Genomic DNA, 23,772 nt, shown 5'->3' on the forward strand with positions numbered 1-23,772 from the left:
GCTTCGCCGCCGTACCCCCCCGATCAGAAATCCGCGTGCAGCCGCGAGGCGAAGAAGTGGGCCGGGCCGCGGTCGCGGTTGTAGCCGGGGTTGTTGATGAACTGATAGTCGAAGGTCAGGGTCACGAACTTGGTCAGGTTCAGGGCGTAGTAGGTCTCCAGCGCCCGCTCGGTGCCGTAGTTGAGCCGTCCGTCGCCGATCAGCAGCCCGTAGAAACCCGCCGCGAAGGCCGCCCGGTGCGAGGGCGACAGCCCGTTCATCGCGGTGCCGATCCCGATCGTGTCGTCCGGCCGGTCCCAGGCCTTGCCCTTCAGCGATAGGCCGCCCGAGAAACTCTGGTCGATATCGGTGAACGAGATGTTCTCCGTGCGTCCGTCGTTCAGGCTGGCCCGGGCGAACAGGCCGAGTTCGGGCGTCAGCGCCTGTTCCAGGTTGATGTAGCCGCCGGTCTTCCGGCGCGGGCGCCGGGTGGCCGCCGCGGCGTCGTTGATGTCGTTGAAGGCGCCGAGCTGCGTCAGCGACACCACCTCCCGGTTGTTGGCGGAGACGCCGACATTCGAGAAGATTCCGAAGCGCAGCTTGCCCGGCTGGTCCAGCCCCGGCAGGACGTAGCGCTGCTCGAACTCGGCGTTGAGCCCGGCGCGGCGGAACACCCGCGGATCGAGCACGTCGCTCGACGGTTCCTTGGGCACCTGCGTGTAGGCGGCCCGGATCGCGAACTCGGGCCGGTTGTACTCGGCGTAGACGCCCTGCGTGAAGCCCGGCAGGTTGGCCGGGAAGTCCCAGGCCGAGGAGCCCCAGAGCGACCAGTTGAAGAAGTCCACCCGCGGATCGTGCGCGTAGATGTTGCCGTCGAAGAAGTCGCCCAGCGCGAACTTGCCGGCGATCAACGTGATCCGCTCGGCATCGTAGCGGGTCGCGACCTGGTTCGGCCCGTCCGGCACCTCCACGGTCTCGCCGCCGAGATTGATCGTCTGCTTCACGTAGTAGCGGTTCGAGCGCAGCTTCGGGAACGGGGCGCCGGCCTTCTGCGCCTCGCCGTTGACGAAGCCGGCCACGCCCAGCGTCCGCGACAGGCCGAAGCCCTGGCTAAATTCCGGATTGTAGTAGAGCTCCGTGGTATCGGTGAGCTTGAGCCCAAGGAAGATCGTGGCCGTGGTGGTCTGCCGGGCCTGATGCGGAAGCAGGCTCTGGGCCCCCTCGTAGGGCGAGCGGAAGCCCGGCACCCCCTGCGCGATCAGGGTGGTCTGCCCGTGCAGCGAGAAGCGGCCGGTATCGCCGTTGTCGGGATCGTGCGGGGCGGTCTCGTCGGGGTCTGGCGGCACCCGCAGCCCGTCCGGGAACCACATCAGCCGCAGGAACATCTGGTTCGAGGTAAAGCTCGCCCGGGTCGAGACCGGGCCGCCCTGGTCTCCGGGCACCACGCCCAGCGGGAAGCGCCGGCTGCCGCCGAGATCGATGTAGCGGTAGTCGATCCCGAGGGCGAGATGGTCGCTGACGGCGTATTGCACCCCCGCGCCGAGGGTGAAGCCGAGATAGCCGAGCTCCCGCCGCGCTGTAGTCTCGCCACCCGTGTCGAGATCGGGATAGGTCGCGAGGAAGCGTGCATTGGCGCCAGCGAGGCCGAAGGCGCCGTAGATCAGGTAGCGTTCGAAACTGTAGCCGAGCCGCGCCCGCAGGGTGCCGTAGAGTTCGGTCTTGGCGCGCACGATGTTGAAGGCCGGGTCCACGTCCCCGTAGCCGAAGCCCGCGATGGTCGAGGGGACCGGCCGCTTCAGGTTGGCCGCATCGAGACTGGCCTCGACGCCGTAGACCCAGGGGCCCGTCTGCCAGTTCCAGCCCGCGAACAATCCGCCGACCGCCGTGGTGGCGTTCCGCCCCTGGTCGCTGCGGCCCGTCGAATCGCCGCTCTTGAACGCCGGCACCGGCCGCCCGCCGATCGTGGTCGGACCGAAGGTATAGGCCCCGTAGGAACCGCCCGCGCTGCCCTCGAGTCCGAGATAGCCGCCCGACCAGTCGGTGTAGGCGGACGCCTCCGCTGCCGGACGCTGTACTGCTAGGTCGGCTGCGCGCGCGGAGGCGATGAGCACAGGCGCCAGCAGGAGAATCGCTGCCTGAGTCAGCGCCGGGATTCGGGGATGGGATCTCGCTTGAGCCAAGGGTGCGGGACGGATTCTCATGCGACTCACAGCAACAATATAGCTTTTGCTAAAACCTGCTTCACGTCCGCGCAAGCCGTGGCGTGCCGAGCGGCGAACGCAGTGTCGCACGTGCGGCATGGCTGCTTCCGACCCTTCGCCACGTTCTCGGCCGTTAGCGTGGCCGTTGCATGACGATCCCGAGATCGCTGCAGCGGTCAAGATCCGGTCGGCCACAGCGCGGCGAAAAGTCTTCGCTGCTACAGATTACAATCAGCCGGGTGTGAGATTGAGACTGAGAAATACAGCGCCGGCATGCCGAAAGGCTATCAGATTAGAATTGTTATTATTTGATGGTGGTGCGAATCCTGTTTGAACTTCTCGCGCGAGAGTCTATGTGCGGAGGCATGCGCGCCTCACCCGCCCCATCGCTTCTCCGCGGCCTTGCCGTGGCCGTCGCCCTCGTGACCGCGGGGGCCGCCGCGGCCAAGGAAGTGCCGATCGGCCCGCACGTGACCCGCAACGGGCTGGAGGTCGCGGCCGTCTATCTGCAGCCGATCGAGATGGAGCCCGCCGGCATGATGCGCGACGCCGCGCAGTCGGACCTCCACCTCGAGACCGATATCCGGGCCGCCAAGGACAACCGCAACGGCTTCGCCGAGGGCGACTGGGTGCCGGCCCTCGACGTGCGCTTCGAGGCGGTGAAGCTCGACGGCGACAAGCCGACCGACCAGAAGGTGTCGGGGATGCTGATGCCGATGGTCGCCAATGACGGGCCGCATTACGGCGACAACGTCAAGCTGTTCGGCCCCGGCCGCTATCGCCTCAAGGTCACCGTTGCGCCCCCCGGGAAGGACAGCCATTTCGGGCGGCACGTCGACAAGGAAACCGGGGTCGGGCCGTGGTTCGAGCCCTTCGACGTCGTGCAGGACTTCACCTTCGCCGGCGTCGGCAAGAAGGGTGCCTACTAGGTTTCCGGAGGTTTTTGTGTCCCGCCTGCTGCGCCGCGCCGCAATCGCTGCCCTGCTCCTCACCGCCGCCGCGGCCGGTCCCGTGCGGGCGGACGAGATGCCGGTGATCAAGGTGGAGATGCGTGACGGCGTGATCCTGCCGGCGGTGATCGAGGTGCCGGCCAACACCCGGTTCAAGCTGGAGATCTCGAATACCGGGCAGTCGCCCGTCGAGTTCGAGAGCACGGAACTCAAGCGCGAGAAGGCGCTGGCCGCCGGTTCGACCTCGGCGATCGTGTTCCGGACCCTCGATGCCGGCACCTATCAGGTGTTCGACGACTTCCATCCCGACGCCAAGGCCACCCTGGTGGCCAAATGAGCGTGTCGACGGCAGCGCCGGCTTCCCTCTCCATAGCGTCCGGCCCCGCCCGGCGGACCTGGGTCGACGCGCGGCTCGCCGCGTTCGGCGACGCGATGCGCCGCTATGGCTGGGTGATCCGGTCGGTGCAGTGGCTGATCATCGCCGTCTACGCGGTGCTGGTGATCGTGCCCGCCCTGCTGCCGCTGCCCGGCAACGCCGCCCATATCTGGACCAATCTGACGCTCGCCGCCCAGTTCGCCTTCTGGGGGATCTGGTGGCCGTTCGTGCTGCTCAGCATGGTGCTGGTCGGCCGGGCGTGGTGCGGCATCCTCTGCCCCGAGGGGGCGCTGAGCGAGTTCGCCAGCCGCTGGAGCCGTGGCTACGCGGTGCCGCGCTGGATCACGTGGCAGGGCTGGCCGTTCCTGGCCTTTGCCGGCACCACGGTCTACGGCCAGATGACCAGCGTGTACGGCTATCCGAAGCCGGTTCTGGCGGTGCTCGGCGGCTCGACGCTCGCGGCGATCGTGGTGGGGCTGCTCTACGGGCGCAACAAGCGGGTCTGGTGCCGCTACCTCTGCCCGGTCAACGGCGTGTTCGCGGTGCTGTCGAAGCTCGCCCCGATCAGCTTCCAGGTCGACCGCGCCGCCTGGGCGGCCTCGCCGAAGCCTGCCCGGGGCAGCAAGGCGTTCAACTGCGCGCCGCTCGTGCCGGTGAAGACGATGCGCGGCGCCGGGGCCTGCCACATGTGCGGACGGTGCAGCGGCCATCGCGGGGCGGTGCGCCTCGCCCTGCGTTCGCCCAACCACGAGATCGTGCACGTGGCCGGCACCGAGCCGGATCTCAACCAGACCGTGCTGATCCTGTTCGGCATGCTGGCCCTGGCGGTGGGCGCGTTCCAATGGTCGGCGAGCCCCTGGTACGTCGACGCCAAGCAATGGGCCGCGACCTGGCTCATCGACCATGGGATCACGTGGCCGCTGGAGATGTCGGCCCCCTGGTTCGTGCTGACGAACTACCCCGACCGCAGCGACGTCATGACCCTGCTCGATGGCGGGCTGCTCCTGGCCTATATCGGCGCGGCGACGGTGATCCTCGGGCTGGCCCTGTCGGGGATCGTGGCGCTGGCGACCCTGTCCCTCGGGGGCTGGTCGCTCCGGCGCTTCCACCACCTGACGCAGACGCTGATCCCGGTGGCGGGCTGCGGCGTCTTCTTGGGGCTCTCGGCGCTGACCGTCACGTTCCTGCGCGGCGACGGCATCGTGATCCCCCATGTGGCCGAGATGCGCGCGGGGCTGCTCGCCGGGGCCAGCCTGTGGAGCGTCTGGCTCGCATGGCGGGTCGCCGGGCTCGACGCCGCCAGGGTCCGACGGGCGGCCGCCACAGTCTGCATCGCCGGTGCGGCCGCCCTGTCGGTCGTCAACTGGGTGCTCATGTTCTGGATCTGGTAGCGCGGTCCGCGCGCCCTCTCGCAACACCTCGCAATCTCTGGAGACCGCCATGATCGGCGCCTTCGTCATCGCCTTCCGCGAAGTCATCGAGGCGGGCCTCATCATCTCGATCGTGCTGGCGGCGACCCGCGGCATTCCCGGCCGGATGCGCTGGGTGCTGCTCGGCATCGCGGGCGGGCTCGCGGGCGCCGGTCTGGTGGCGCTGTTCGCGGAAAAGATCTCCGATGCCTTCGAGGGCAGCGGGCAGGACATCCTGAACGCGGCGGTGCTGATCGTCGCGGTGCTGCTGCTGGTCTGGCACAACACCTGGATGAGCAAGCACGGCAAGGAGCTGGCGGGCGAGTTGCGCGCGGCCGGCGCCGCGGTGCGCTCGGGCGAGCGCGAGGCCGCCGCCCTCTCGATCGTGATCGGCGCCGCGATCCTGCGCGAGGGCGCAGAGCTGGTGCTGTTCCTCTACGGCCTCGTGGCCTCGGGCACCTCGGGGGCGGATATCCAGTTCGGCGCGGTGGCCGGCATCGGCGCGGGGGCGCTGCTCTCGGCGGTGACGTATTTCGGGCTCGCCTCTATCCCGAGCCGCTACGTGTTCTCGGTGACGAGCGTGCTGATCATCTTCCTGGCCGCGGGCCTCGCCGCGCAGGCCGCCCAGTTCCTGGCCAATGCCGGTGTGGTCGACGTCCTCGGCCACACCCTGTGGAACAGCTCGGGCGTGATTGCCGAGAATTCCTGGCCGGGCCGTATCCTGCACGCGCTCGTCGGCTACACCGACCGGCCGACCGCCCTGCAGGGACTGGTCTACGTCGCCACCATCGCGGTCATGGTCGTGCTGATGCAGTGGAGCGCTGCCGACAAGCGGCGCGCCGTGCGGCCTGCCTGATGCTGCGGCGACAGGTATCATAGGGGATTCCAAAGGGCTGAAGCCCTTTGGTGGGGTGCCGGGGCAAAGCCCCGGCGTACGGCCTCGGCCGCCAGCAGGGCTCTGCCCTGCACCCGCAAAAGGTCCCGGTCCTTTTGAATCCGGGACCTTCGATGGAGCGTGCTCAGGCCTGCGCGGCCCATTTCGTCGCGTCGGCCGGCTTCTGCTTGTAGATCGTCCAGGCGAAATCGACGTGCAGCTCCGTGGCGACGTCATCGCCCTGATGCGCCAGCAATTCGAAATGCTTGGGCTTCCGGCGCGGCACGTCGGTCACCGTCCAGCCCTTGGCTGCCGCTGCGGCAAGCGCCCGCGTGGGGTCAGCCGGACCGTCAGGTCGCGCCGGACCCGGCGGGTGGTGGGGCTTCTTGTGCTCGATCAGCACCGGCGCGCGGCCCTCGGCGGCGATCCGCGTGACCTTGATCTCCGAGGGGCGACGCTCGCCCTCCAGGCTGACGCGCAGGCCGGATGCGAGCGGGAACGCGTCCGCACCCTTGGGGCCGAGATCGGCGAGATGTGTCGTCCCGTCCGCTTCCAACGTGAAGCGGTGCGCGAAGACGTGCTGGATGGTGCCCGACAGGGCGGTGGTCTCGTGATGCGGCATGATCTTCTCCGTAGAGCGCCCAACCGCAGGCGCTTTCGATATATCGAATTATATCGAAAGCGTGTCAAGGCGTACCGGTCGCCACCGTCCGGTTCGGGTCGGCGCCCCATTCGGACCAGGAACCGTCATAGAGGCCGCGGGCGGGCCGGCCCATCGTCTCCAGGGCCAGCGCGATGATCGCCGCAGTCACCCCGGAGCCGCAGGTGGTCAGGATCGGCCGGTCCGGATCGACGTTGTTCTCCGAGAAGACGGCCGCCAGCTCCTCCGGGCTCTTCATCCGGCCGTCGCGCTGCAGCGCCGCGTAATGCAGGTTGCGGGCGCCCGGCATGTGGCCCGGGCGGACGCCGGGGCGTGGCTCCGGCTCCTCGCCGCGGAACCGCGTCGCCGAGCGGGCATCCACAACCTGGGACGAGCCGCTCGCCAGGGCGCGGGCGACGTCATCCGCATCCGCCACCGCGCCGTGGTCGAGCCGGGCGGTGAAGTGCCGGCGCTCGCGCGGGTGCGGCTCACCCTCTTCGGTGGGGTAGCCCGCCGCGGTCCAGGCCGGCAGCCCGCCATCCAGCACCAGGGCGTCGCGCACCCCGAAGGCCTTGAGCATCCACCAGACCCGCGGCGCGGAGAACAGGCCCATCCCGTCGTAGACCACGATCTGCTGGCCGTCGCCGACGCCGAGCGCCCGCATCCGCGCGGCGAAGACCTCCGGACGGGGCAGCATGTGTGGCAGGCTCGACTCGGTGTCGCTCATCGCGTCGAGGTCGAAGCGCCGGGCGCCGGGGATATGGGCCGCGCGGAACTCAGCCTCCGGGTCGCGGCCGGCCGCCGGCAGATACCAGGAGGCGTCGAGGACCACGAGATCGGGGGCGGTGAGGCGGTCGTGCAGCCAATCGGGTGACACGAGGGGCGCGTGGGCCATAGGCAGATCCGGCTCTGGTCGCGGGAGCCCGCACAAAACCACAGGTCGATCCGGCTTGCACGCCCGGGCGGGAACCGATTCGGAGGGTTCACGACGTTTCGTTAGCCCGACGAATGCCAATCGAATCGGCGTTGTAGCGGCCAGCTACGCATCCCGCACCGTGCTCCGATGCAACGCGTGCAGGTTGGTCTTGTTTTAAATTGCTGTAACCCCAGTTACGACAACAAGATGACGCTGATCGCGCCGGCCGAGCAGGCTTGCGTCAGGCGAGCCGACCCGGATGCCCTCCCTTTGGATGCGCCCGGGGTCGCCGTCGGAGCGGTGTCCCACCCACGTGTCTGCCGGGGCCTCAGGCCTCACCGAGCAGGAAGATTATTGAGCCGATCGACACCATGAATCAACTCGTTCGCATGTCCCAGATCGGCGAGGCCGAGACCATCAAGGAGCCGTCGGCCGACCTGCGCGTACCCTTCGCGCAGTCCGGAGCCTTCGTGTGCAAGTACATCATCGGCGAGCCGAATGACCGGGCGGTTTGCTGCGGCGCGCCGGTGGCCGACGGCAAGAGCTGGTGTGCCTATCACCGTCGCATCGTGTTCGAGCCGACCCGTCCGGGCCGCATCCGCTGAACTCTGCCCTAAGCAAGGCGTCACCCCCGCGCGTCACTGGGTCCGCATGATCTGGATGACGGCCGGGGTGATGATGACGACGAACAGCACCGGCAGGAAGAACAGGATCATCGGCACGGTGAGCTTGGGCGGCAGCCCGGCCGCCTTCTTCTCGGCCTCGGTCATGCGGTGGTCGCGGCTCTCCTGGGCGAGCACCCGCAGGGCCTGACCCACCGGCGTGCCGTAGCGTTCGGCCTGGATCAGGGCGGTCGCCACGGCCTTCACGGGATCAAGGCCCGTGCGCAGCACGAGATTCTCGTAAGCCTGGCGGCGGTCCGGCAGGAACGACATCTCGGCCGTCATCAGCGCGAGTTCCTCGGCGAGCACCACCGAGGAGGTGGCGATCTCCGTGCTCACCTTCCGGAAGGCGTGCTCGATCGCCATGCCGGACTCGACGCAGATCAGGGTCAGGTCGAGGGCATCCGGCCAAGCCTTGCGGATCTCGGCCTGGCGCTTCTTGGCGGCGTTGAGGAGGAACAGCTCCGGCGCCTTGATGCCGGCATAGGCGGCGCCGATCACCAGCCCGAACCGCGTCAGGTAAGAGACGTCGAGCGCCTCCAGCACGAACAGGTAGAACAGCGCGCCGATCACCGAGGCGACCGGCACGACGAGGCGGAAGAACAGGAACGCGGTCTCGGCGCCCTGGCCGCGATAGCCCGCCTGCATCAGCTTGCGCTTGGCCGTGTCGGTGGCGAGCCAGCGCTGCAGCTGATACCGCTCGACGATCGACTTCATGTAGGCCTTGGGCTCGACGCGCAGCGTGCCCCGGGTCGTGGCCTGGGCGCCCTTGGCGCGCTCGCGCCGCCGGATCTGCTCGCGCTCGTCGCCGACCACCTTCATCCGCTTCTCGAGCTTGTCGGTCTCGAAGAACGGCTGTGCCACCGCGAAGGCAGTCGCGGCCGCCGCGACGGCGGTCAGCAGCGTGCCCATGAAGCGGGGATCGAACAGCTTCGCGGCGATGTCGTCGATCATGGGATCGGTTCCGGGAAGAGCACGGCAGGCCCGATGGTCCGCCTTCAGAAGTCGAAGGCGATCATCTTCTTGATGGCGAAGATCCCGATCGACATCCAGATCGCCGCGCCGACCAGGGCGATCTTGCCGATATCGGTCGTCCAGAGCAGCGAGATGTAGTCGGGACTCGTCAGGGAAGTGATGCCCGCCACGCCGAAGGGCAGGCAGGCGATGATCGAGGCCGAGGCCTTGGCCTCCATGCTCATCGCCTGGATCTTGCCGCGCATCTTGGCCCGGTCGCGCAGCACCGTGGAGAGGTTGTTCAGCGCCTCCGACAGGTTGCCGCCCGATTGCTGCTGGATGTTGATCACGATCACGAAGAAGTTGACCTCGGGCGTCGGCACCCGGTCGAACAGGCGCGTGACCGCCTCACCGAGCGACAGGCCGAGGGCCTGGGTCTCCACGACGGTCCTGAACTCGCTGCGGACCGGCTCCTCGGCCTCGCGGGAGACCATGCGGAAGCAATCCCCGACCGGGATGCCGGTTCGGATACCGCGCACCACCACGTCGACGGCGTTGGGCAATTCCGCGTTGAACTTGGCGATCCGCTTGAGCCGCATGCGGCGCAGCAGCCAAGCCGGCAGGCCGAAGCCCCCCGCGAAGGCGGCACCGGCCCCCACGATCGGATTCTCGGTGACGATGAAGATCAGCAGCCCGCAGACCACGGCACTGATCGCGGAGGCCATGAAGAAGGTCTGCTTCGTCCAATCGAGGCCGGCGCGGGCGAGCTTCAACTCCACGGAGGCCTTGGAGGCGCCCTTGGCCTTCGCCTCGATCTCGCTCAGCGTCTTGGCAACCTGCTCGCGGCGGTTGACCGCCACGCCCCGCAAAGCCGCCCCGGTGGGCGAGACGCCGATCGCCTTCAGGCGCTTGTTCGCCCGCCGGTCGCCGTCGAGCAGGGGCAGGACCGCCACGTAGGCGATGGCCGCCACCGCGATGCCGATGAGGCCCGCGACGACCGGCAGGTTCGAGGCGCCGACGGCAGCGAGATTCATGCGCTCAGCTCCGGTCGACGACTTCGGCGGCGTCGAGCGCCTCGCCGAGCCGGCGCTCCAGGCCGTAATAGCGGGCGCGCTCCCAGAATTTCGGCCGGCCGATCCCCGTCGAGCGGTGTCGCCCGACCAGCCGGCCGTTCGCGTCCTCGCCGACGATGTCGTAGAGGAACACGTCCTGGGTGGTGATGACGTCGCCCTCCATGCCGAGCACCTCGGTGATGTGGGTGATCCGCCGCGAGCCGTCGCGCAGGCGCATGGCCTGGATCACCACGTCGATCGAGCCGCAGATCATCTCGCGCAGCGTCTTCGACGGCAGGGTGAAGCCGCCCATCGAGATCATCGATTCGATACGAGACAGGCACTCGCGCGGGCTGTTGGCGTGGAGCGTGCCCATCGAGCCGTCGTGGCCGGTGTTCATCGCCTGAAGCAGGTCGAACGCCTCGGGGCCGCGCACCTCGCCGACGATGATCCGCTCGGGCCGCATGCGCAGGCAGTTCTTGACGAGGTCGCGCATGGTGACCGAGCCCTGGCCCTCCATGTTCGGGGGGCGCGTCTCCAGGCGGACCACATGGGGCTGCTGGAGCTGGAGTTCCGCCGCGTCCTCGCAGGTGATCACCCGCTCGTCATGCTCGATGAAGGCCGTGAGGCAGTTGAGCAGCGTGGTCTTGCCCGAGCCCGTGCCGCCCGAGATCACCACGTTGCAGCGCGATTGACCGATGATCTTCAGGACCTCGGCGCCCTCGGGCGAGATCGCCCCGAAGCGCACGAGCTGCTCCAGGGTGAGCTTGTCCTTCTTGAACTTACGGATGGTGAGCGCCGGGCCGTCAATGGCGAGCGGCGGCGCGATGACGTTGACGCGGGACCCGTCCGGCAGGCGCGCGTCGCAGATCGGCGAGGCGTCGTCGACCCGGCGGCCGACCTGGCTGACGATCCGCTGGCAGATATTCATCAACTGCTGGTTGTCGCGAAACCGGACGCTGGTCAGCTGGATCTTGCCCCCGACCTCGATGAAGGTCCGGTTGGCGCCGTTGACCATGATGTCGGCGATGTCGTCACGGGCCAGCAGGGGCTCGAGCGGGCCGTAGCCCAGCACGTCGTTGCAGATATCGTCGAGCAGCTCCTCCTGCTCGGCGATCGACAGGACGATGTTCTTGAGCCCGATGATCTCCGTGACGATGTCGCGGATCTCCTCGCGGGCGGTCTCGCCGTCGAGGCGCGAGAGCTGCGTGAGGTCGATCGCCTCGATGAGCGCGCCGAAGATCAGGCTCTTGGTGCGGTAATAATCCTCGGACCGCGTGGTCTCGACCACCACGGGGGCGGCCGGCTCCGCCCGCCGGGGGGCCGGCGCAGCGTCGCGCGGGATTGAGGCCGGCGGCGGCGCGGCCGAGGTCTTCTGGAGCGGCGCGGGGGCGGGCGCCGCACCGCCGGTCGAGCGTCTACCGAACATGGGCCGGTCCCCGGGCGCGATCCCGCCCCATCACAAGGCCTTCCCGCCGGCGAGCTTGATGCCGCCGAGCTTCGTGCCGGCGAAGCGCGCGAGCAGCGGCTCCAGGAGGCTCGTGCGCCCACTGCGACGGGTTTCCGCGCGTCCGAGCGTCAGGGCGGCAAGGTCGTTGAACAGCTCCGCCACCTTGGAGCCAGCCTGGATCTCGGCGATCATCTGGCCGTTGTTGGCGGCCGTGCCGAACAGGGCCGGCTCGAACGGGATCGTCAGGGCGACCGGGGCCTCCAGGGTCTTGGCGAATTCCGGTGTGCCGATCTCGGGGCGCTTCGGCACGCCGACGCCGTTGAGCAGGATCCGCGGCGGCGCGTCGTTCGGGCGCCCGTGCTTGAGGGCGCCCATGATGTTCTTGGCGTTGCGCAGGCTGGCGAGATCCGGGCCCGCAACGATCAGGATCTCGTCGGCCGCCGTGAGGACGCGCTTCGTCCACGCGTTCCACTGGTGCGGCACATCGAGCACCACGCAGGGCACGCTCGCCCGCAGGTACTCGATCAGGGCGTCGAAGGCCGGCTCCGACAGGTCGATGGTGCAGTCGAGGCTCGCGGGCGCCGAGAGCAGGCTCAGCGTATCGCTGCACTTCGACAGCAGCCGCTCGACCAGGGCGGAATCCAGGCGCTCGGGGGCGAACACCGCCTCGGCGATGCCCTGCGGCGGGTCTTGGTTGAAGTTCAGCGAGGCGGTGCCGAAGGCGATGTCGAGATCGGCGATCACCGTCTGGACGCCCTGGCTGCGGGCCACCGACCATGCGAAGTTGTGCGCCACCGTGGAGGCACCGATCCCGCCCTTCACGCCGTAGACCGCCACCGTGCGGCCCACCGGCTTGACGCCCGGGGCGGTGAACAGGTCGGAAATCGCCGCGATCAGGGTCAGGGGATCGACGGGCGCCATCAGGTAGTCGGACACCCCGCGCTGGATCAGCTGCCGGTAGAGGACCACATCGTTGAGATGGCCGATCACGAGGACGCGGGTGCCCTCGTCGCAGACCTCGGCCAGGGCATCGAGGCATTCGAGCGGCTTCGAGCGCGGCCCCTGCGTCTCGATGACGATGACGTTGGGCGTCGGCGCGTGCCGATAGGCCTCGATGGCGGCGGCACCGCCGCCCATGCGGACCTTGACCTGCGCCTTCTGCATGCGCCGGTCGAGGGCCGCCCCCTCGATCACCGCGGCGGTCTCGCTGGTCTCGCAGAACGCCTGGATGGTGATCCGGGGCACCGGGGCGATCGTGCGCTCGGCTGTCTCGGACAGGTCTGCCATGACGGCACTTTCAGGTTCGCGTTCGGGGTGCGGCGTCGGGTTAGATGAGGTGGGTTCGCCGGCCAGCCTATTGGCCAACCTGCGATTTTACGTCGGTCTGCCCATCTTGACGCCATGTGGTTGATGGATCCTTGCCTTCGCGCAACTGGCCAATGTCCCGGACCCGCTTGACCGTGTCGATGCGACCCTCGGGCCGGCCGCGGACGAGGTCGACGGGGTCTGCGACCTGGGCGGCCACGGTCGATTGCATGGCGCAGCCGAGGTTCCACATCGGCCGGTTGCTGTAATCGAGCGCGAAGTTGCTGGTCCCCGTATCGTTGGGCCAGAGCCCGCAGGCATCGGACACCTTGGCCTGCATGCGCTGGAAGCTCAGGCGGATCGGCGCGGCGAGGCTCGGGGCCGCCACGGCGTAGGCGGTGACGGCGATCTCGCGGGGACCGACCCGGTCCTGCGCGGCCAGCCGGGTCAGGAAAGCCGCGGTGCGCTCGGCGGAAGCCGCCTGGGCCGGCGGCCCGCCGCGGGGGACCTCCATCAGGAGGATCCCGCGTCCGTAGCGGCGGTATTCCAGCATGAAGGCATCGACATCGGCGGTCTGGCGCGGATCGAGACGGCCGACGCCCGTGGGGAACACGTCGAGGCTGCGGGTGCCGTCGGCCAGGACGATCGGGTGCCGGACCCGGTAATCGGCGACCTCGATCGCCCCGGTGGTGGCGACCGGCTGGCTGTTGCAGCCGGCCGCAAGGGCGCCGAGCGCGCTGGCGGCGAGCAGGGGGGCGAGGCGGCGCTGGTGGGCCGCTGGCCGGGCGGGCGGGTGGCGTCCGATCATGGCTTCGATCCTGGAAGGCGCTATTCGACGATGAAGCCGACGCGGCCGCGATAGCTCTGCCCGACCGGCGCCGCGCTGGTGGGGGCGACCTTGCCGTACAGGCGGTTGATCTGGCCGAGCAGCACCGCCTGGCCGTCGGTGGAATCGACGAAGTTGTCGTCGGGCCGGCTGACCTGCTTCGGCTCCATCACCCGGGCGATGTAGGGGGTGACCATGATCATCAGCTCGGTCTCCATGCGCTGGTAGTCCCGGGAGCGGAACAGGGCACCGAGGATCGGCAGGTTGATCAGGCCGGGCAGGCCGGAGATCGCCTGCTTGTTCACCTGCTGGATCAGGCCGGCGGTCATCATCACGCCGCCGGAGGGCAGCTCGACCGTGGTCTCGGACCGGCGGACCCGGGTGCCGGGGATGGCGGTCGTGACGCCGCTGTTCGTGTAGTTGAAGCTGTTCTGCGGATCGATCTCGGTCACGTCGGTGGCGACGCGGATGGAGATGCGGTTGTCGGCCAGAACCACCGGCGTGAAGCTCAGGGCAACGCCGTAGGGCTTGAAGGTGATGCCCGGCGGGGAACAAAGGCCGCCGACGCAGGTCGATGCCGCCGACGGCACCGGGAACTCGCCGCCGGCCAGGAACTTGGCGGCCTCGCCGGAAATCGCCGTCAGCGTCGGCTCCGCGAGCACCCGCGAGACCCCGGCCTGCTCGAAGGCCTTGAGCGTCGCCTGGAGCGAGAAGCCACCCGCCTTCACCGAGGCCTGGATCTGGTTGCCCTGGGGGAAGGTCGTATTGATCGGGAAGGGCAGCGCGTTGTTGAACGCCGGGGAGGTCGCCGCGTTGCCGAGCGGGTTCAGCGCCGACCAATTGCCGTTCAGGTTGATGCCGAACTGCTTCAGGACCGTGCGCGACACCTCGACCACGGTGACGCGCAGCATCACCTGATCCTTGTTGCGGATGGAGAGGTTGTTGATCACCGCGCCCCGGGCGCCGGCCGCGACGCCGCCGCTCGCAGCCCCCGCGGCCCCCGCCGCGCCGGAGCCACCCAACCCCACGAAGGCGTTGGAGATGTCGATTGCCTGCTGGGCCTCGGCCGAGGAATTCACCGAGCCCGACAGCAGCACCGAAGCCCCGGAGGAGCGTACGTCGAACCGTCCGCCCGGGATGCTCTGGTTGAGCAACTCGCGGAGGGTGCCGAGATTGAGGTCGCGCGCCACCGTCACGTCGAGGGCGGCGATCTGGCGGCCCTCGGCATCCATGATGAAGATCGAGGTCGCGCCGTCGGCCATGCCGATGACGAAGACCTTGCGGGTCGAGCGGACCACGGCGTTGGCGACCGCCGGATTGGCGACGAACACCTCCTTGGCGTCCCGCGGCAGGTCCACGATCACGGAGCGTCCGGCGGTCAGCTCGACGCGGCGGGTCGAGGCGGCCTCCGCGGCGCCGACCGTCAGGACCGGCGCCGGGCCGTGGATCGAGCGCTCCTGCGCGGCGGCCGGGTTGGCCAGGGCGGTCAGGATGGCGAGCAGGCCGGCCGAGCGGGAGGCTTGGCGGCGGGCCGTGCGGGCGAGGGGCAGCTGAGCGATCATGGCGGTCACGGCGTCTGCTGCCGCGCGACGCCGAAGCGCACGACGGTCAGGTCGGATGTGGGCGTCTCCGCCGGAGGCGGCTCGGAGGGCTGACCGGCATCGGCGAGGCTGCGCAGCGACAGCGACAGCACGCCGTCGCGTCCGGCGAGGGTCAGAATCTCCGCCTGGCTGGGGGTGACCGCCAGTGTCGCGGTCTCGCCCGTGACGACGTTGGTGCCGTTCTTCTCCTGGATCAGCTGGCCGATCGCCAGGACGCGGATATCGGTCAGGATCGTCTCCGAGAGCTGCACGTCGCGGTTGTCGCTCTTCCTGATCTTGTGGAAGGTGCGGATCACGTCGACATGGTCGTTCGGCAGGATGAAGCCGCCGGCCGAGTTGGTGCCGCGGCTGTCGGTCGTGATCGCGACCGCGCGCTGGCCCGGCGGCAGGATCGCCGCCATGAAGCCGCTCTCCGGCCGCACGAGCTTCTGCGCGCGGATCGGCTCGCCTGCCAGGAAGCCCGAGCGCGCCGAGGCGCCCGTGGTCTCCTCCAGGCCCTTGGGATTGCTCTTGCGGGTCACGAAGCCGGCATTGACGGCGTTATCCGGCCAGGGCTGCCAGCGCAGGTCCGCGGCGCGCAGCACCTGCCCCATGGGCATGTCGGCGGCGGCGACCAGCACGTCGGTCATTGGCACCGGCGGCGCCTCGGCCTTCATCGGCGTCGGCGGTGGAGCCGGATCGCCACCGCTCATCAGGAAGGCCGCTCCACTGCCCGCCGCGAGGGCGATGCCGAGGACGGCGAGACGGGCTGGTTTCATCGCATGGCCACGCGCCGGAGACGGCCGAATTGCCGTTCATGACCGGAATCTGCGCGGGGAATCGTGTAATTATGGTTAAGGTTTAATAACCCCGCCGCGACCTCCGTCTGGAAACGGACATTCGGGCGATTCCGCATCACAACCGGCGCGATCCTTCAGCAAACGGTGCAGCTTGGCCGTGGCCTGACACCCATGCCTGCTCTATTTTGCATGCGGAATCGCCCCGGAAGCGGGCGCACGGACGAATCGGGGGAAACATGACCAGGACAATCGGTGGCGCGGTGGTGGCGGCGGCGCTGGCGGGCACGGCCCTTGCGGGACTGATTTCCGGGGCCGCCGCCCAGGGCGGCGCGGACGCGTTCTCGGGCAACGCGGTGCGCATCGGCGTCCTCAACGACCAGTCCGGCCTCTACGCCGAATACGGCGGCCAGGGCTCGGTCGAGGCCGCCCGCATGGCGGTGGAGGATATGGGCGGCAAGATCGGCAGCGTGCCGATCGAGATCCTCACGGCCGACCACCAGAACAAGCCCGACATCGCCTCGGCGATCGCCCGGCAATGGTACGACCGCGACGGCGTCGACGCGATCATGGAACTGACCACCTCCTCGGTGGCGCTCGCGGTCCAGGGCCTGTCCAAGGAGAAGAAGAAGATCACCATCACGACGGGCGCGGCGACCAGCGACCTCACCGGCAAGGCCTGCACGCCCTACGGCTACCACTGGGCGTTCGACACGCGGGCGCTCGCGGTGGGCACCGGCGGCGCGCTGACCCGGGCGGGCGGCGACACGTGGTTCTTCCTCACCGCCGATTACGCCTTCGGGTCGGCGCTGGAGGCCGACACCAGCAAGGTGGTGATCGCCAACGGCGGCAAGGTGGTGGGCAGCGTCCGGCACCCGCTCTCTAACCAGGATTTCTCCTCGTTCCTGCTTCAGGCCCAGGGCTCGAAGGCCAAGGTGATCGGGCTCGCCAATGCCGGGCTCGACACCTCGAACGCGATCAAGCAGGCGGCCGAGTACGGCATCGTCGAGGGCGGCCAGAAGCTCGCGGCTTTGCTGTTCACCCTGTCGGAGGTTCACGGGCTCGGCCTGAAGGTGGCCCAGGGCCTGACGCTCACCGAGGGCTGGTACTGGGACGCCAACGACGAGACCCGCGCCTTCGGCCAGCGCTACATGAAGCGCACCGGCCGGATGCCCAACATGATCCAGGCCGGCACCTACTCGGCAGTGCTGTCCTACCTGAAGGCCGTGAAGGCGGCGGGCACCGACGAGACCGACGCGGTCAACGCCAAGCTCAAGGCGCTGCCGGTGGACGATGTCTTCGCCCATAACGGGGTCGTGCAGGCTGACGGCCTGATGGTGCACGACATGTACCTGTTCGAGGTCAAGAAGCCGTCCGAGTCGAAGGGCGAGTGGGACCTCTACAAGCTGATCTCGACCGTCCCCGGCAAGGAGGCCTTCGCCTCGCCGACCGAGAGCGGCTGCCCACTGACGGCGGCGGCGAAGTAGGAAGTTGTCGAACCAAGACGGTACATGGCCTCAGGCCGAATTGAGTCCAAGGTCACCGCGCATTCTCCCTCCCCCCTTTGCGGGGTAGGGTGGCCCCCGAAGGGGGTCGGGAGAGGGCAGCGACGGTGCAGAACAGGGCTGTGGCCTTCATGCCGATCGCGTCCTTTGCGGAAGCCGGGCTCCCCTCTCCCGACCCCCACTGACGCGTGGGCCACCCTCCCCCGCAGAGGGGGGAGGGAGGGCGCTTGGTTGATCCGAGCTGCCAAAACTATGCGAACGGAAATTCCGCCTCCGCCACATACGGCCCACCCCCGGTCGAGTCCCGCGCCGAGAACAGCGTCACCCGGTCTACAGTGAACGCCAGCGTCGCGAAGACCGGCGCCTGCGACAGGTACATCGCGGCCGCCTCCGGGGTCGCGTCGCGCCGCAGCCGGGCCAGCGTGATGTGCGGGGTGAATTTCCGCCGCTCCGGCTCGACGCCGGCCCGGCGGATCAGCCGCTCCTGCTCGGCCTGGAGATCCATCAGCGCCGGGTCGGCCACCACCGAGGCGTAGAGCGCCCGGGGCCTGTCGCCGCCGAACAGGCCGAGGCCGTCGAGCGTCACCGTGAGGGCCGGGCGCGCCCGCATCTCGGCGAGCGCCTCCACCACGTCGTCGGCCGTCCGCGCGTCGATGTCGCCGATGAAGCGCAGCGTCACGTGGAAGTCGTCCGGGTCGATCCAGCGGGCGCCGGGCAGGCCGCCCTGATAGACCTCGAGCGCCTCGGCGACCGCATGCGGCACGGTGAGCCCGGTGAACAGGCGTGGCACTACCGCGACGCCCCCTGCCGGAGGCCACCCAAAAACGTCTCCACCGTCGGCAGCATGCGGGCTGCGATCGTCTCCACCCCCTGCCGGTTCGGGTGCAGCATGTCGTCGAGGTGCTGCGCCCGGTCGCCGATGATCCCGTCGAGGAAGAACGGGTACAGGGTCAGGTCGTAGCGCTTGGCCAGCGTCGGGTAGATCGCGTCGAACCGCGCCTTGTAGTCCGGACCGAGATTGGGCGCGGCCTGCATGCCGGCGAGCAGGACCGGGATGCCCCGCGCCTTCAGCCGCTCGATGATCGCCGACAGCGCGCCCTCGGTGACCTTCGGATCGGTGCCGCGCAGCATGTCGTTGGCGCCGAGTTCGAGGATCACCCCGGCGGTCCCGTCCGGCACCGACCAGTCGACCCGGTCGAGGCCGCCCGTGGCGGTGTCGCCCGAGACGCCGGCATTGGCCACGGTGACATCCTCGCCCTTGGCCTTGAGCATACGCTCGAGAACGGTGGGAAAGGCGGCGTCGGACGGGAGCCGGTAGCCCGCGGTGAGGCTGTCGCCGAGGGCGACGAGCCGGGTCGGGCCGTCCGCGGCCTGCGGGGCTGTCATGAAAGGGAGAATCATGAGCGCTAGCGCTGCGGCAAACAGGGCCGTGCGCCGGAACACAGCGCCGCCATCATGGTGCGGCCCCAATGGGCGACCCATATCGCGGTGCAACCACGGCCCGTGCCGCCAGGATCGAAACCAAGACAGGACCTCGCGCGCCATGCTCGTCATCGCCCACAGATCGGCTTACCCGTGAACCAAGGCAAGGTGGTGGGCGCACCCGCGATCGCGCTGTCCGACATCGATCTCAGCCTCGGACGCGGGGCCGCCCGGGTCCACGTCCTGCGGGGCATCTCCCTGAATGTCGGCCGTGGCGAGGCGGTGGGCCTCGTCGGGCCGTCCGGTTCGGGCAAATCGACGCTGCTGATGGTGATGGCCGGGCTGGAGCGGCCCGATTCCGGCGGCGTCGTGATCGAGGACACCGACCTCGTCCGCCTCGACGAGGACGCGCTGGCCCGGTTCCGCGGCCGGCGGATCGGCATCGTGTTCCAGGCCTTCCACCTCGTGCCGACCATGACGGCCCTGGAGAACGTGGCGCTGCCGCTCGAACTGGCCGACCGGCCGGGCGCCCTGGAGCGGGCCCGCGCCGAGCTGGAGGCGGTGGGCCTCGGCCACCGGCTGCACCATTATCCGGCGCAGCTCTCGGGGGGCGAGCAGCAGCGCGTCGCCATCGCCCGGGCGGTCGCCCCCGACCCGGCGATCCTGGTGGCCGACGAGCCCACCGGCAACCTCGACGAGGCCACCGGCCGGCAGATCGTCGATCTCCTGTTCCGCCTGAAGCGCGACCGCGGCGCGACGTTGGTGCTGGTCACCCACGACAACGGCCTCGCCCGCCTGTGCGACCGCACCGTGCGCCTGCGCTCGGGGCAGATCGAGGAGGCTTTGGCGGCCTGATGCACGGCACGATCACCCGCCCCGAACCGGCACCCCGCCGCATCCCGCTCACCCTGCGCCTTGCTGTGCGCGAGCTGCGCGCCGGCCTCTCGGGCTTCGCGGTGTTCCTCGCCTGCATCGCGCTCGGCGTCATGGCGATCGCGGGCGTGGCGTCGATCTCGCGCTCGCTCTCGGACGGGCTCGGCCGGGAAGGGCGCCGCATCCTCGGCGGCGATCTCGCCTACAACCTGATCAACCGCGAGGCGACCGAGGCGGAGAAGCAGGCCCTGGCGCGGGAAGGCAAGCTCGATATCGTCGCCTCCCTGCGGGCGATGGCGGTGGCGCCGAGCGGCGATGCGGCGCTCGTCGAGCTGAAGTCCGTCGATCCCGCCACCTACCCGGCCGCGGGCGAGCTCGCCACCGATCCGCCGGGGCGCCCCGCCGATCTCCTGGCGGAACGCGACGGGGTGCCGGGGGCGCTGGCCGACCCGGCGCTGCTCACCCGCCTCGCCGTCAAGGTCGGCGACCGCCTCTCGCTGGCCGGCCACCCGATCGCGATCCGCGGCACCATCGTGTCCGAGCCCGACAAGATCGCCGGCGGCATCGGCTTCGGGCCGCGGCTGATGATCTCCGAGCCGACTCTGCGCGCCACCGGCCTCGTCCAGCCCGGCAGCCTCAACCGCTGGAGCTACCGCCTCATCCTGCCGCCCGGCACGCCGGATGCCGACCTCGACGCCGCGCAGGCGCGCATCAAAGCCGCGACTCCGGAGGCCGGCTGGGAGATCCGCTCGCGCACCAACGCCGATCCGCGCTTCGCCAAGAGCATCGAGCGGTTCACGCAGTTCCTGACCCTGGTGGGGCTCACCGCGCTGATCGTCGGCGGGGTCGGGGTCGGCAACGCGGTCCACGCCTTCGTGGAGCGCAAGCGACCCGCGATCGCGACCCTCAAGAGCGTCGGCGCGCCGGGCTCGCAGGTGGTCGCCCTGTACCTGGCCCAGGTGATGCTGATCGCCGGCCTCGGCACGCTCATCGGTCTCGTGATCGGGGCGAGCCTGCCCTTCCTCCTCGACGCCCTGTTCTCGGCCGATTTGCCGCTGCCGCTCAATCCCACGCTCGCCCCGGGGGAGCTGGCGCTGGCCGCCGCCTACGGCCTGATCACGGCCTTCGCCTTCGCGATCACGCCCCTCGGCCGCGCTCACGACGTGCCGGTCTCCGGGCTGTTCCGCGACACGGTCGATCCTGCCCGGGTGCGCCCGCGCTGGCGCTACCGGATCTGGCTGACCCTCAGCCTCGCGGCCCTGGTGGGCCTGTCGGTGGCGACCGCCTTCGACCGGCGGGTGGCGCTGATCTTCATCGCGGCGGCCGCCATCGCGTTCGGCCTGCTGCATCTGGTGGCCCTCGGCCTGATGGCGCTCGCCCGGCGCCTGCCGCATCCGCGCTGGCCGGCGCCCCGGATGGCCCTCGCCAACCTCCACCGGCCCGGCGCCCTGACGCCGGCCATCGTCCTGTCGCTGGGCCTCGGCGTGACGCTCCTCGTGACGCTCAGCCTGATCGACGCCAACGTCCGGCGCACGATCAGCGCGACCCTGCCGGCCCGGGCGCCGAACCTGTTCTTCCTCGACATCCCCTCGCGGGACGCCGCCCAGTTCCGGGAGTTCCTGGCCCGCTCGGCGCCCAACGGGAAGATCGAGGACGTGCCGATGATGCGCGGCCGGATCGTCGCCCTGAACGGCGTGCCGGCGGGCAAGATCCGCGCGCCGGAGGACGCCGCCTGGGTGCTCGACGGCGACCGGGGCATCACCTACGCCGACACGGTGCCGGAAGGCTCCAGTCTCACCGAGGGGGCGTGGTGGAGCCCGCAGCAGGGCGCCAAGCCGCTCGTCTCCTTCGAGGCCGCCCTCGCCCGCCAGCTCGGCCTGAAGCTCGGCGACACCGTGACGGTAAACGTACTCGGCCGCGACCTCACGGCGACGATCTTCAATCTGCGCCGGGTGGAGTGGCGCAACCTGGGCATCAACTTCGTGATGGTGTTCTCCCCCGGCACCTTCCGGGGCGCACCGCACTCGGATCTCGCGACCCTGACGCTGCCCGGCGGCACCGATGCGGGGGTGGAGAACCACATCCTGCGCGACGTCGCAAAGAGCTTCCCGTCGGTGAGCGCGGTGCGGGTCAAGGATGCCCTCGACGCGATCGGCGATCTCGTCGGTCGGCTGGTCCTGGCGATCCGCGGGGCGAGCGCGGTCGCGGTGCTGGCGAGCCTGTTCGTGCTGGCCGGCGCCATCGCGGCCGGCCACCGGGCGCGCCTCTACGACGCCGTGGTGCTCAAGGTGCTCGGCGCGAGCCGGTCCCGCCTGCTCACCGCCTACGCCATCGAGTATGCGGCTCTGGGGCTCGCCACGGCCCTGTTCGGCCTCGCGGCCGGCACGCTCGCCGGCTGGGTGATCGTCGCCAAGGTGATGCACCTCGACTTCCGGCTGGACCTCTCGGGGGCGCTGGTGGCGGCGCTGGCCGCCGTGGCGCTGGCGATCCTGCTCGGGCTGCTGGGCACGTGGCGGATCCTGGGGCAGAAGCCGGCACCGTACCTGCGGCAGATCTGACGGCGCCGGCCCATGTCGGCCTCAGCGCCAGACTCCCCCGGGGCCTCTGGCGAAGAACGGTCTCGCCCCCTGCCGCACGCCGATCCTGTCGCCGCCGAAGCCGGGCCGGCTCCGGTCAAGGCAGGCCCTCGGGCCCGCCGGGCCAACCGCGCCCCGTCGAACGACGCCCGATCCGGAATCGGCACCATCGGTCCGAAGGGAGGGGCTTTCAGCGCCCGAGCCCGCACTCATAGGTCCCCGCACGCCGCCTTCTCAGCGGTGCTCCGGCCGTCTTCGGCACCTCCGGGGCCAACCATCGTGAGAACCGCTTCACCGAAGCGCGTCCGTGCGCCCGGATCGAGCCGGCGCAGATGGATCCCGACCAGTGCCAGCAGCCGCTCCGTATCCCGCTCGATCACTCCGGGGTGATCGGGACCGTAGAACGCCCCGACCGGCAAATCGAGGGACTGGGCAATCCTGTTCAGCGCACGCGAAGGCGAAGATTCCGCCTTCAGGTCCGCAATCCTGCGCAGGGAATCGAGCGCCTTCTCGTTCATGGCGAACCCTCGGATTGCTCACCGCGGAGGATAATTTTCCAATCGTGACGGGGAGTGCCTGTTTGAACGGGTATTCGCAAGTGAACTCTTTGTCATTTTTCCAGAAGATTGGTACGTGACCAGACATTCGGGTTTCGATCGGCCCGGGGGGACCGTTCAACATGCACATCAACCTCATGGATGGCCGCGCGGAGAACGCCGACCGTCTCCGCGCGGCTCTCGAAGCCTCGTGCGTCGTGGGAACCTGGGAGTGGGACCATATCCGCGGCATGGTCGTCTACGACGCGGGCGCGGCCCGCCTGCTGACCGGCCGCGCCGACCTCGCCGACCAGCCGATCAAGGGCCCGATGGCCCTGGCCGCGGTGCATCCCGAGGACCTGACGTGGCTGATGGACGACATGCTCCAAGCGATCCGGTCCGGCGGATTGGTGCTGGCCGAATACCGCGTGTTCAAGGCGGATGGCTCCGTCCGCTGGCTCCTGAGCCGCGGGCGGACCCACCGGAACGAAGACGGCCAGCCGCAGCGCTCGCACGGCATCCTCATCCTGATGGACATCACGGAAATCCGGGACGGCGGCGACCGCTACGTGGTCGGCAAGCCCCGGGCGGGTGGCGACCCGCTGGAACGGGCGGCCGATCTCGCCATCGCGCTGAAGCACGCGCTCACCGACGACATGCCCGGGGAGGTGCGGGTTGCCGCCGAGTTGCTGCTGCTGGGCCTGGGCCGCGCGCTCGCCCGTAGAATGCCGGGCTGAGCACGGGAACCGGATTTCGACGACCGCGGATCGCGCAGGCAGGCTCGAACCGGCCGCGCCCGACCGATCCGCACCGGAAAACCCGGAGCCAGCGCGGGTGGGCGGGACATAAGGAAGCCATTAAGACTTCGCGCATGCACATCGAAACGCCC

Annotated in this window: 22 protein-coding genes; 9 read left to right on the forward strand and 13 right to left on the reverse strand. The window is 69.6% G+C overall.

From position 1 onward, the window contains the following. Window positions 1–23: 23 nt before the first annotated feature. Complete coding sequence (locus MKK88_RS11415) at window positions 24–2,090, reverse strand: carbohydrate porin (RefSeq protein ID WP_313902309.1); 2,067 nt, start codon at window positions 2,088–2,090, stop codon at window positions 24–26. Between the two features lie 455 nt (window positions 2,091–2,545). Here MKK88_RS11415 and MKK88_RS11420 point away from each other — a divergent pair, with 455 nt between their 5' ends. Genes MKK88_RS11420 through MKK88_RS11435 form a run of 4 tightly spaced genes read left to right on the forward strand, consistent with a single transcriptional unit; the run spans window position 2,546 to window position 5,771 of the window. Continuing rightward, on the forward strand, window positions 2,546–3,109 hold the full coding sequence (locus MKK88_RS11420; RefSeq protein ID WP_243999715.1) for an iron transporter: 564 nt from the start codon (window positions 2,546–2,548) through the stop codon (window positions 3,107–3,109). A gap of 16 nt (window positions 3,110–3,125) precedes the next feature. Further along, window positions 3,126–3,467 carry a cupredoxin domain-containing protein gene (locus MKK88_RS11425; protein WP_243999717.1) on the forward strand — a complete coding sequence of 114 codons (342 nt, stop codon included), beginning with the start codon at window positions 3,126–3,128 and terminating at the stop codon, window positions 3,465–3,467. After that, on the forward strand, window positions 3,464–4,897 hold the full coding sequence (locus tag MKK88_RS11430) for a 4Fe-4S binding protein (protein ID WP_243999719.1): 1,434 nt from the start codon (window positions 3,464–3,466) through the stop codon (window positions 4,895–4,897). Before MKK88_RS11425 ends, MKK88_RS11430 begins: the two co-directional genes overlap by 4 nt. Window positions 4,898–4,946: 49 nt before the next feature. Beyond that, entirely contained in the window at window positions 4,947–5,771 is an 825-nt protein-coding gene (locus MKK88_RS11435; RefSeq protein WP_243999721.1) for an FTR1 family protein, read from the forward strand. A 163-nt stretch (window positions 5,772–5,934) separates the two neighbouring features. Here the strand turns inward: MKK88_RS11435 and MKK88_RS11440 are convergent, their stop codons facing one another. Both MKK88_RS11440 and sseA read right to left on the reverse strand, forming a co-directional pair. After that, a complete protein-coding gene (locus MKK88_RS11440) occupies window positions 5,935–6,411 on the reverse strand; it encodes a hypothetical protein (protein WP_243999723.1) in 477 nt (158 codons plus the stop codon). Between the two features lie 64 nt (window positions 6,412–6,475). Next, on the reverse strand, window positions 6,476–7,324 hold the full coding sequence (gene sseA, locus MKK88_RS11445) for a 3-mercaptopyruvate sulfurtransferase (protein ID WP_243999725.1): 849 nt from the start codon (window positions 7,322–7,324) through the stop codon (window positions 6,476–6,478). A 392-nt stretch (window positions 7,325–7,716) separates the two neighbouring features. On the opposite strand from sseA, the gene MKK88_RS11450 reads away from it, so the two are divergent. Beyond that, a complete protein-coding gene (locus tag MKK88_RS11450; protein WP_160533403.1) occupies window positions 7,717–7,950 on the forward strand; it encodes a GcrA family cell cycle regulator in 234 nt (77 codons plus the stop codon). 33 nt (window positions 7,951–7,983) lie between these two features. On the opposite strand, the gene MKK88_RS11455 is transcribed toward MKK88_RS11450, so the two are convergent. The 7 genes from MKK88_RS11455 to cpaB form a co-directional block, all read right to left on the reverse strand. After that, on the reverse strand, window positions 7,984–8,961 hold the full coding sequence (locus tag MKK88_RS11455) for a type II secretion system F family protein (RefSeq protein ID WP_243999727.1): 978 nt from the start codon (window positions 8,959–8,961) through the stop codon (window positions 7,984–7,986). 44 nt (window positions 8,962–9,005) lie between these two features. Next, window positions 9,006–9,995 (reverse strand): type II secretion system F family protein, encoded by a 990-nt coding sequence (locus MKK88_RS11460; protein WP_243999729.1) that lies wholly within the window; start codon window positions 9,993–9,995, stop codon window positions 9,006–9,008. Between the two features lie 4 nt (window positions 9,996–9,999). Further along, a complete protein-coding gene (locus tag MKK88_RS11465) occupies window positions 10,000–11,442 on the reverse strand; it encodes a CpaF family protein (RefSeq protein ID WP_243999731.1) in 1,443 nt (480 codons plus the stop codon). A gap of 30 nt (window positions 11,443–11,472) precedes the next feature. Further along, the gene (locus MKK88_RS11470) at window positions 11,473–12,750 is read right to left on the reverse strand and encodes a CpaE family protein (RefSeq protein WP_243999733.1); all 1,278 of its coding nucleotides are present in this window, start codon (window positions 12,748–12,750) and stop codon (window positions 11,473–11,475) included. Between the two features lie 67 nt (window positions 12,751–12,817). Next, on the reverse strand, window positions 12,818–13,576 hold the full coding sequence (locus tag MKK88_RS11475; protein WP_243999735.1) for a CpaD family pilus assembly protein: 759 nt from the start codon (window positions 13,574–13,576) through the stop codon (window positions 12,818–12,820). 20 nt (window positions 13,577–13,596) lie between these two features. After that, complete coding sequence (locus MKK88_RS11480) at window positions 13,597–15,156, reverse strand: type II and III secretion system protein family protein (protein ID WP_243999836.1); 1,560 nt, start codon at window positions 15,154–15,156, stop codon at window positions 13,597–13,599. Between the two features lie 5 nt (window positions 15,157–15,161). Next, on the reverse strand, window positions 15,162–15,953 hold the full coding sequence (gene cpaB / locus MKK88_RS11485) for a Flp pilus assembly protein CpaB (protein ID WP_243999737.1): 792 nt from the start codon (window positions 15,951–15,953) through the stop codon (window positions 15,162–15,164). A gap of 257 nt (window positions 15,954–16,210) precedes the next feature. On the opposite strand from cpaB, the gene MKK88_RS11490 reads away from it, so the two are divergent. Next, window positions 16,211–17,458 (forward strand): ABC transporter substrate-binding protein, encoded by a 1,248-nt coding sequence (locus tag MKK88_RS11490; RefSeq protein ID WP_243999739.1) that lies wholly within the window; start codon window positions 16,211–16,213, stop codon window positions 17,456–17,458. A gap of 268 nt (window positions 17,459–17,726) precedes the next feature. Here MKK88_RS11490 and thpR read toward each other — a convergent pair whose 3' ends face one another. Both thpR and MKK88_RS11500 read right to left on the reverse strand, forming a co-directional pair. Next, window positions 17,727–18,266, reverse strand: a complete 540-nt coding sequence (thpR, locus tag MKK88_RS11495) for an RNA 2',3'-cyclic phosphodiesterase (protein WP_243999741.1) — start codon at window positions 18,264–18,266, stop codon at window positions 17,727–17,729. Next, window positions 18,266–18,877, reverse strand: coding sequence for an arylesterase (locus tag MKK88_RS11500; protein WP_409566645.1), 612 nt, complete (start codon window positions 18,875–18,877; stop codon window positions 18,266–18,268). The genes thpR and MKK88_RS11500 overlap by 1 nt, the downstream gene beginning before the upstream one ends. Before the next feature lie 174 nt (window positions 18,878–19,051). Here MKK88_RS11500 and MKK88_RS11505 point away from each other — a divergent pair, with 174 nt between their 5' ends. Both MKK88_RS11505 and MKK88_RS11510 read left to right on the forward strand, forming a co-directional pair. Beyond that, window positions 19,052–19,753, forward strand: coding sequence for an ABC transporter ATP-binding protein (locus MKK88_RS11505; RefSeq protein WP_243999744.1), 702 nt, complete (start codon window positions 19,052–19,054; stop codon window positions 19,751–19,753). Further along, window positions 19,753–22,329 (forward strand): ABC transporter permease, encoded by a 2,577-nt coding sequence (locus MKK88_RS11510; protein ID WP_243999746.1) that lies wholly within the window; start codon window positions 19,753–19,755, stop codon window positions 22,327–22,329. Before MKK88_RS11505 ends, MKK88_RS11510 begins: the two co-directional genes overlap by 1 nt. A 227-nt stretch (window positions 22,330–22,556) precedes the next feature. On the opposite strand, the gene MKK88_RS11515 is transcribed toward MKK88_RS11510, so the two are convergent. Beyond that, window positions 22,557–22,865, reverse strand: a complete 309-nt coding sequence (locus tag MKK88_RS11515) for a hypothetical protein (protein ID WP_243999748.1) — start codon at window positions 22,863–22,865, stop codon at window positions 22,557–22,559. A 161-nt stretch (window positions 22,866–23,026) separates the two neighbouring features. Between MKK88_RS11515 and MKK88_RS11520 the strand changes: the two genes are divergently transcribed. Then, complete coding sequence (locus MKK88_RS11520) at window positions 23,027–23,620, forward strand: PAS domain-containing protein (protein WP_243999750.1); 594 nt, start codon at window positions 23,027–23,029, stop codon at window positions 23,618–23,620. Window positions 23,621–23,772 lie beyond the last annotated feature (152 nt).

It is taken from the genome of Methylobacterium sp. E-005, assembly GCF_022829725.1.
GTDB lineage: Bacteria > Pseudomonadota > Alphaproteobacteria > Rhizobiales > Beijerinckiaceae > Methylobacterium.

Coding starts and splice junctions, on each gene's coding strand:
- MKK88_RS11420 (WP_243999715.1), top strand. CDS start 2,546: ATGCGCGCCTCACCCGCCCCATCGCTTCTCCGCGGCCTTGCCGTGGCC.
- MKK88_RS11430 (WP_243999719.1), top strand. CDS start 3,464: ATGAGCGTGTCGACGGCAGCGCCGGCTTCCCTCTCCATAGCGTCCGGC.
- MKK88_RS11435 (WP_243999721.1), top strand. CDS start 4,947: ATGATCGGCGCCTTCGTCATCGCCTTCCGCGAAGTCATCGAGGCGGGC.
- MKK88_RS11440 (WP_243999723.1), bottom strand. CDS start 6,411: ATGCCGCATCACGAGACCACCGCCCTGTCGGGCACCATCCAGCACGTC.
- sseA (WP_243999725.1), bottom strand. CDS start 7,324: ATGGCCCACGCGCCCCTCGTGTCACCCGATTGGCTGCACGACCGCCTC.
- MKK88_RS11450 (WP_160533403.1), top strand. CDS start 7,717: ATGAATCAACTCGTTCGCATGTCCCAGATCGGCGAGGCCGAGACCATC.
- MKK88_RS11455 (WP_243999727.1), bottom strand. CDS start 8,961: ATGATCGACGACATCGCCGCGAAGCTGTTCGATCCCCGCTTCATGGGC.
- MKK88_RS11460 (WP_243999729.1), bottom strand. CDS start 9,995: ATGAATCTCGCTGCCGTCGGCGCCTCGAACCTGCCGGTCGTCGCGGGC.
- MKK88_RS11465 (WP_243999731.1), bottom strand. CDS start 11,442: ATGTTCGGTAGACGCTCGACCGGCGGTGCGGCGCCCGCCCCCGCGCCG.
- MKK88_RS11470 (WP_243999733.1), bottom strand. CDS start 12,750: ATGGCAGACCTGTCCGAGACAGCCGAGCGCACGATCGCCCCGGTGCCC.
- MKK88_RS11475 (WP_243999735.1), bottom strand. CDS start 13,576: ATGATCGGACGCCACCCGCCCGCCCGGCCAGCGGCCCACCAGCGCCGC.
- MKK88_RS11480 (WP_243999836.1), bottom strand. CDS start 15,156: ATGATCGCTCAGCTGCCCCTCGCCCGCACGGCCCGCCGCCAAGCCTCC.
- cpaB (WP_243999737.1), bottom strand. CDS start 15,953: ATGAAACCAGCCCGTCTCGCCGTCCTCGGCATCGCCCTCGCGGCGGGC.
- MKK88_RS11490 (WP_243999739.1), top strand. CDS start 16,211: ATGACCAGGACAATCGGTGGCGCGGTGGTGGCGGCGGCGCTGGCGGGC.
- MKK88_RS11500 (WP_409566645.1), bottom strand. CDS start 18,877: ATGATTCTCCCTTTCATGACAGCCCCGCAGGCCGCGGACGGCCCGACC.
- MKK88_RS11510 (WP_243999746.1), top strand. CDS start 19,753: ATGCACGGCACGATCACCCGCCCCGAACCGGCACCCCGCCGCATCCCG.
- MKK88_RS11515 (WP_243999748.1), bottom strand. CDS start 22,865: ATGAACGAGAAGGCGCTCGATTCCCTGCGCAGGATTGCGGACCTGAAG.
- MKK88_RS11520 (WP_243999750.1), top strand. CDS start 23,027: ATGCACATCAACCTCATGGATGGCCGCGCGGAGAACGCCGACCGTCTC.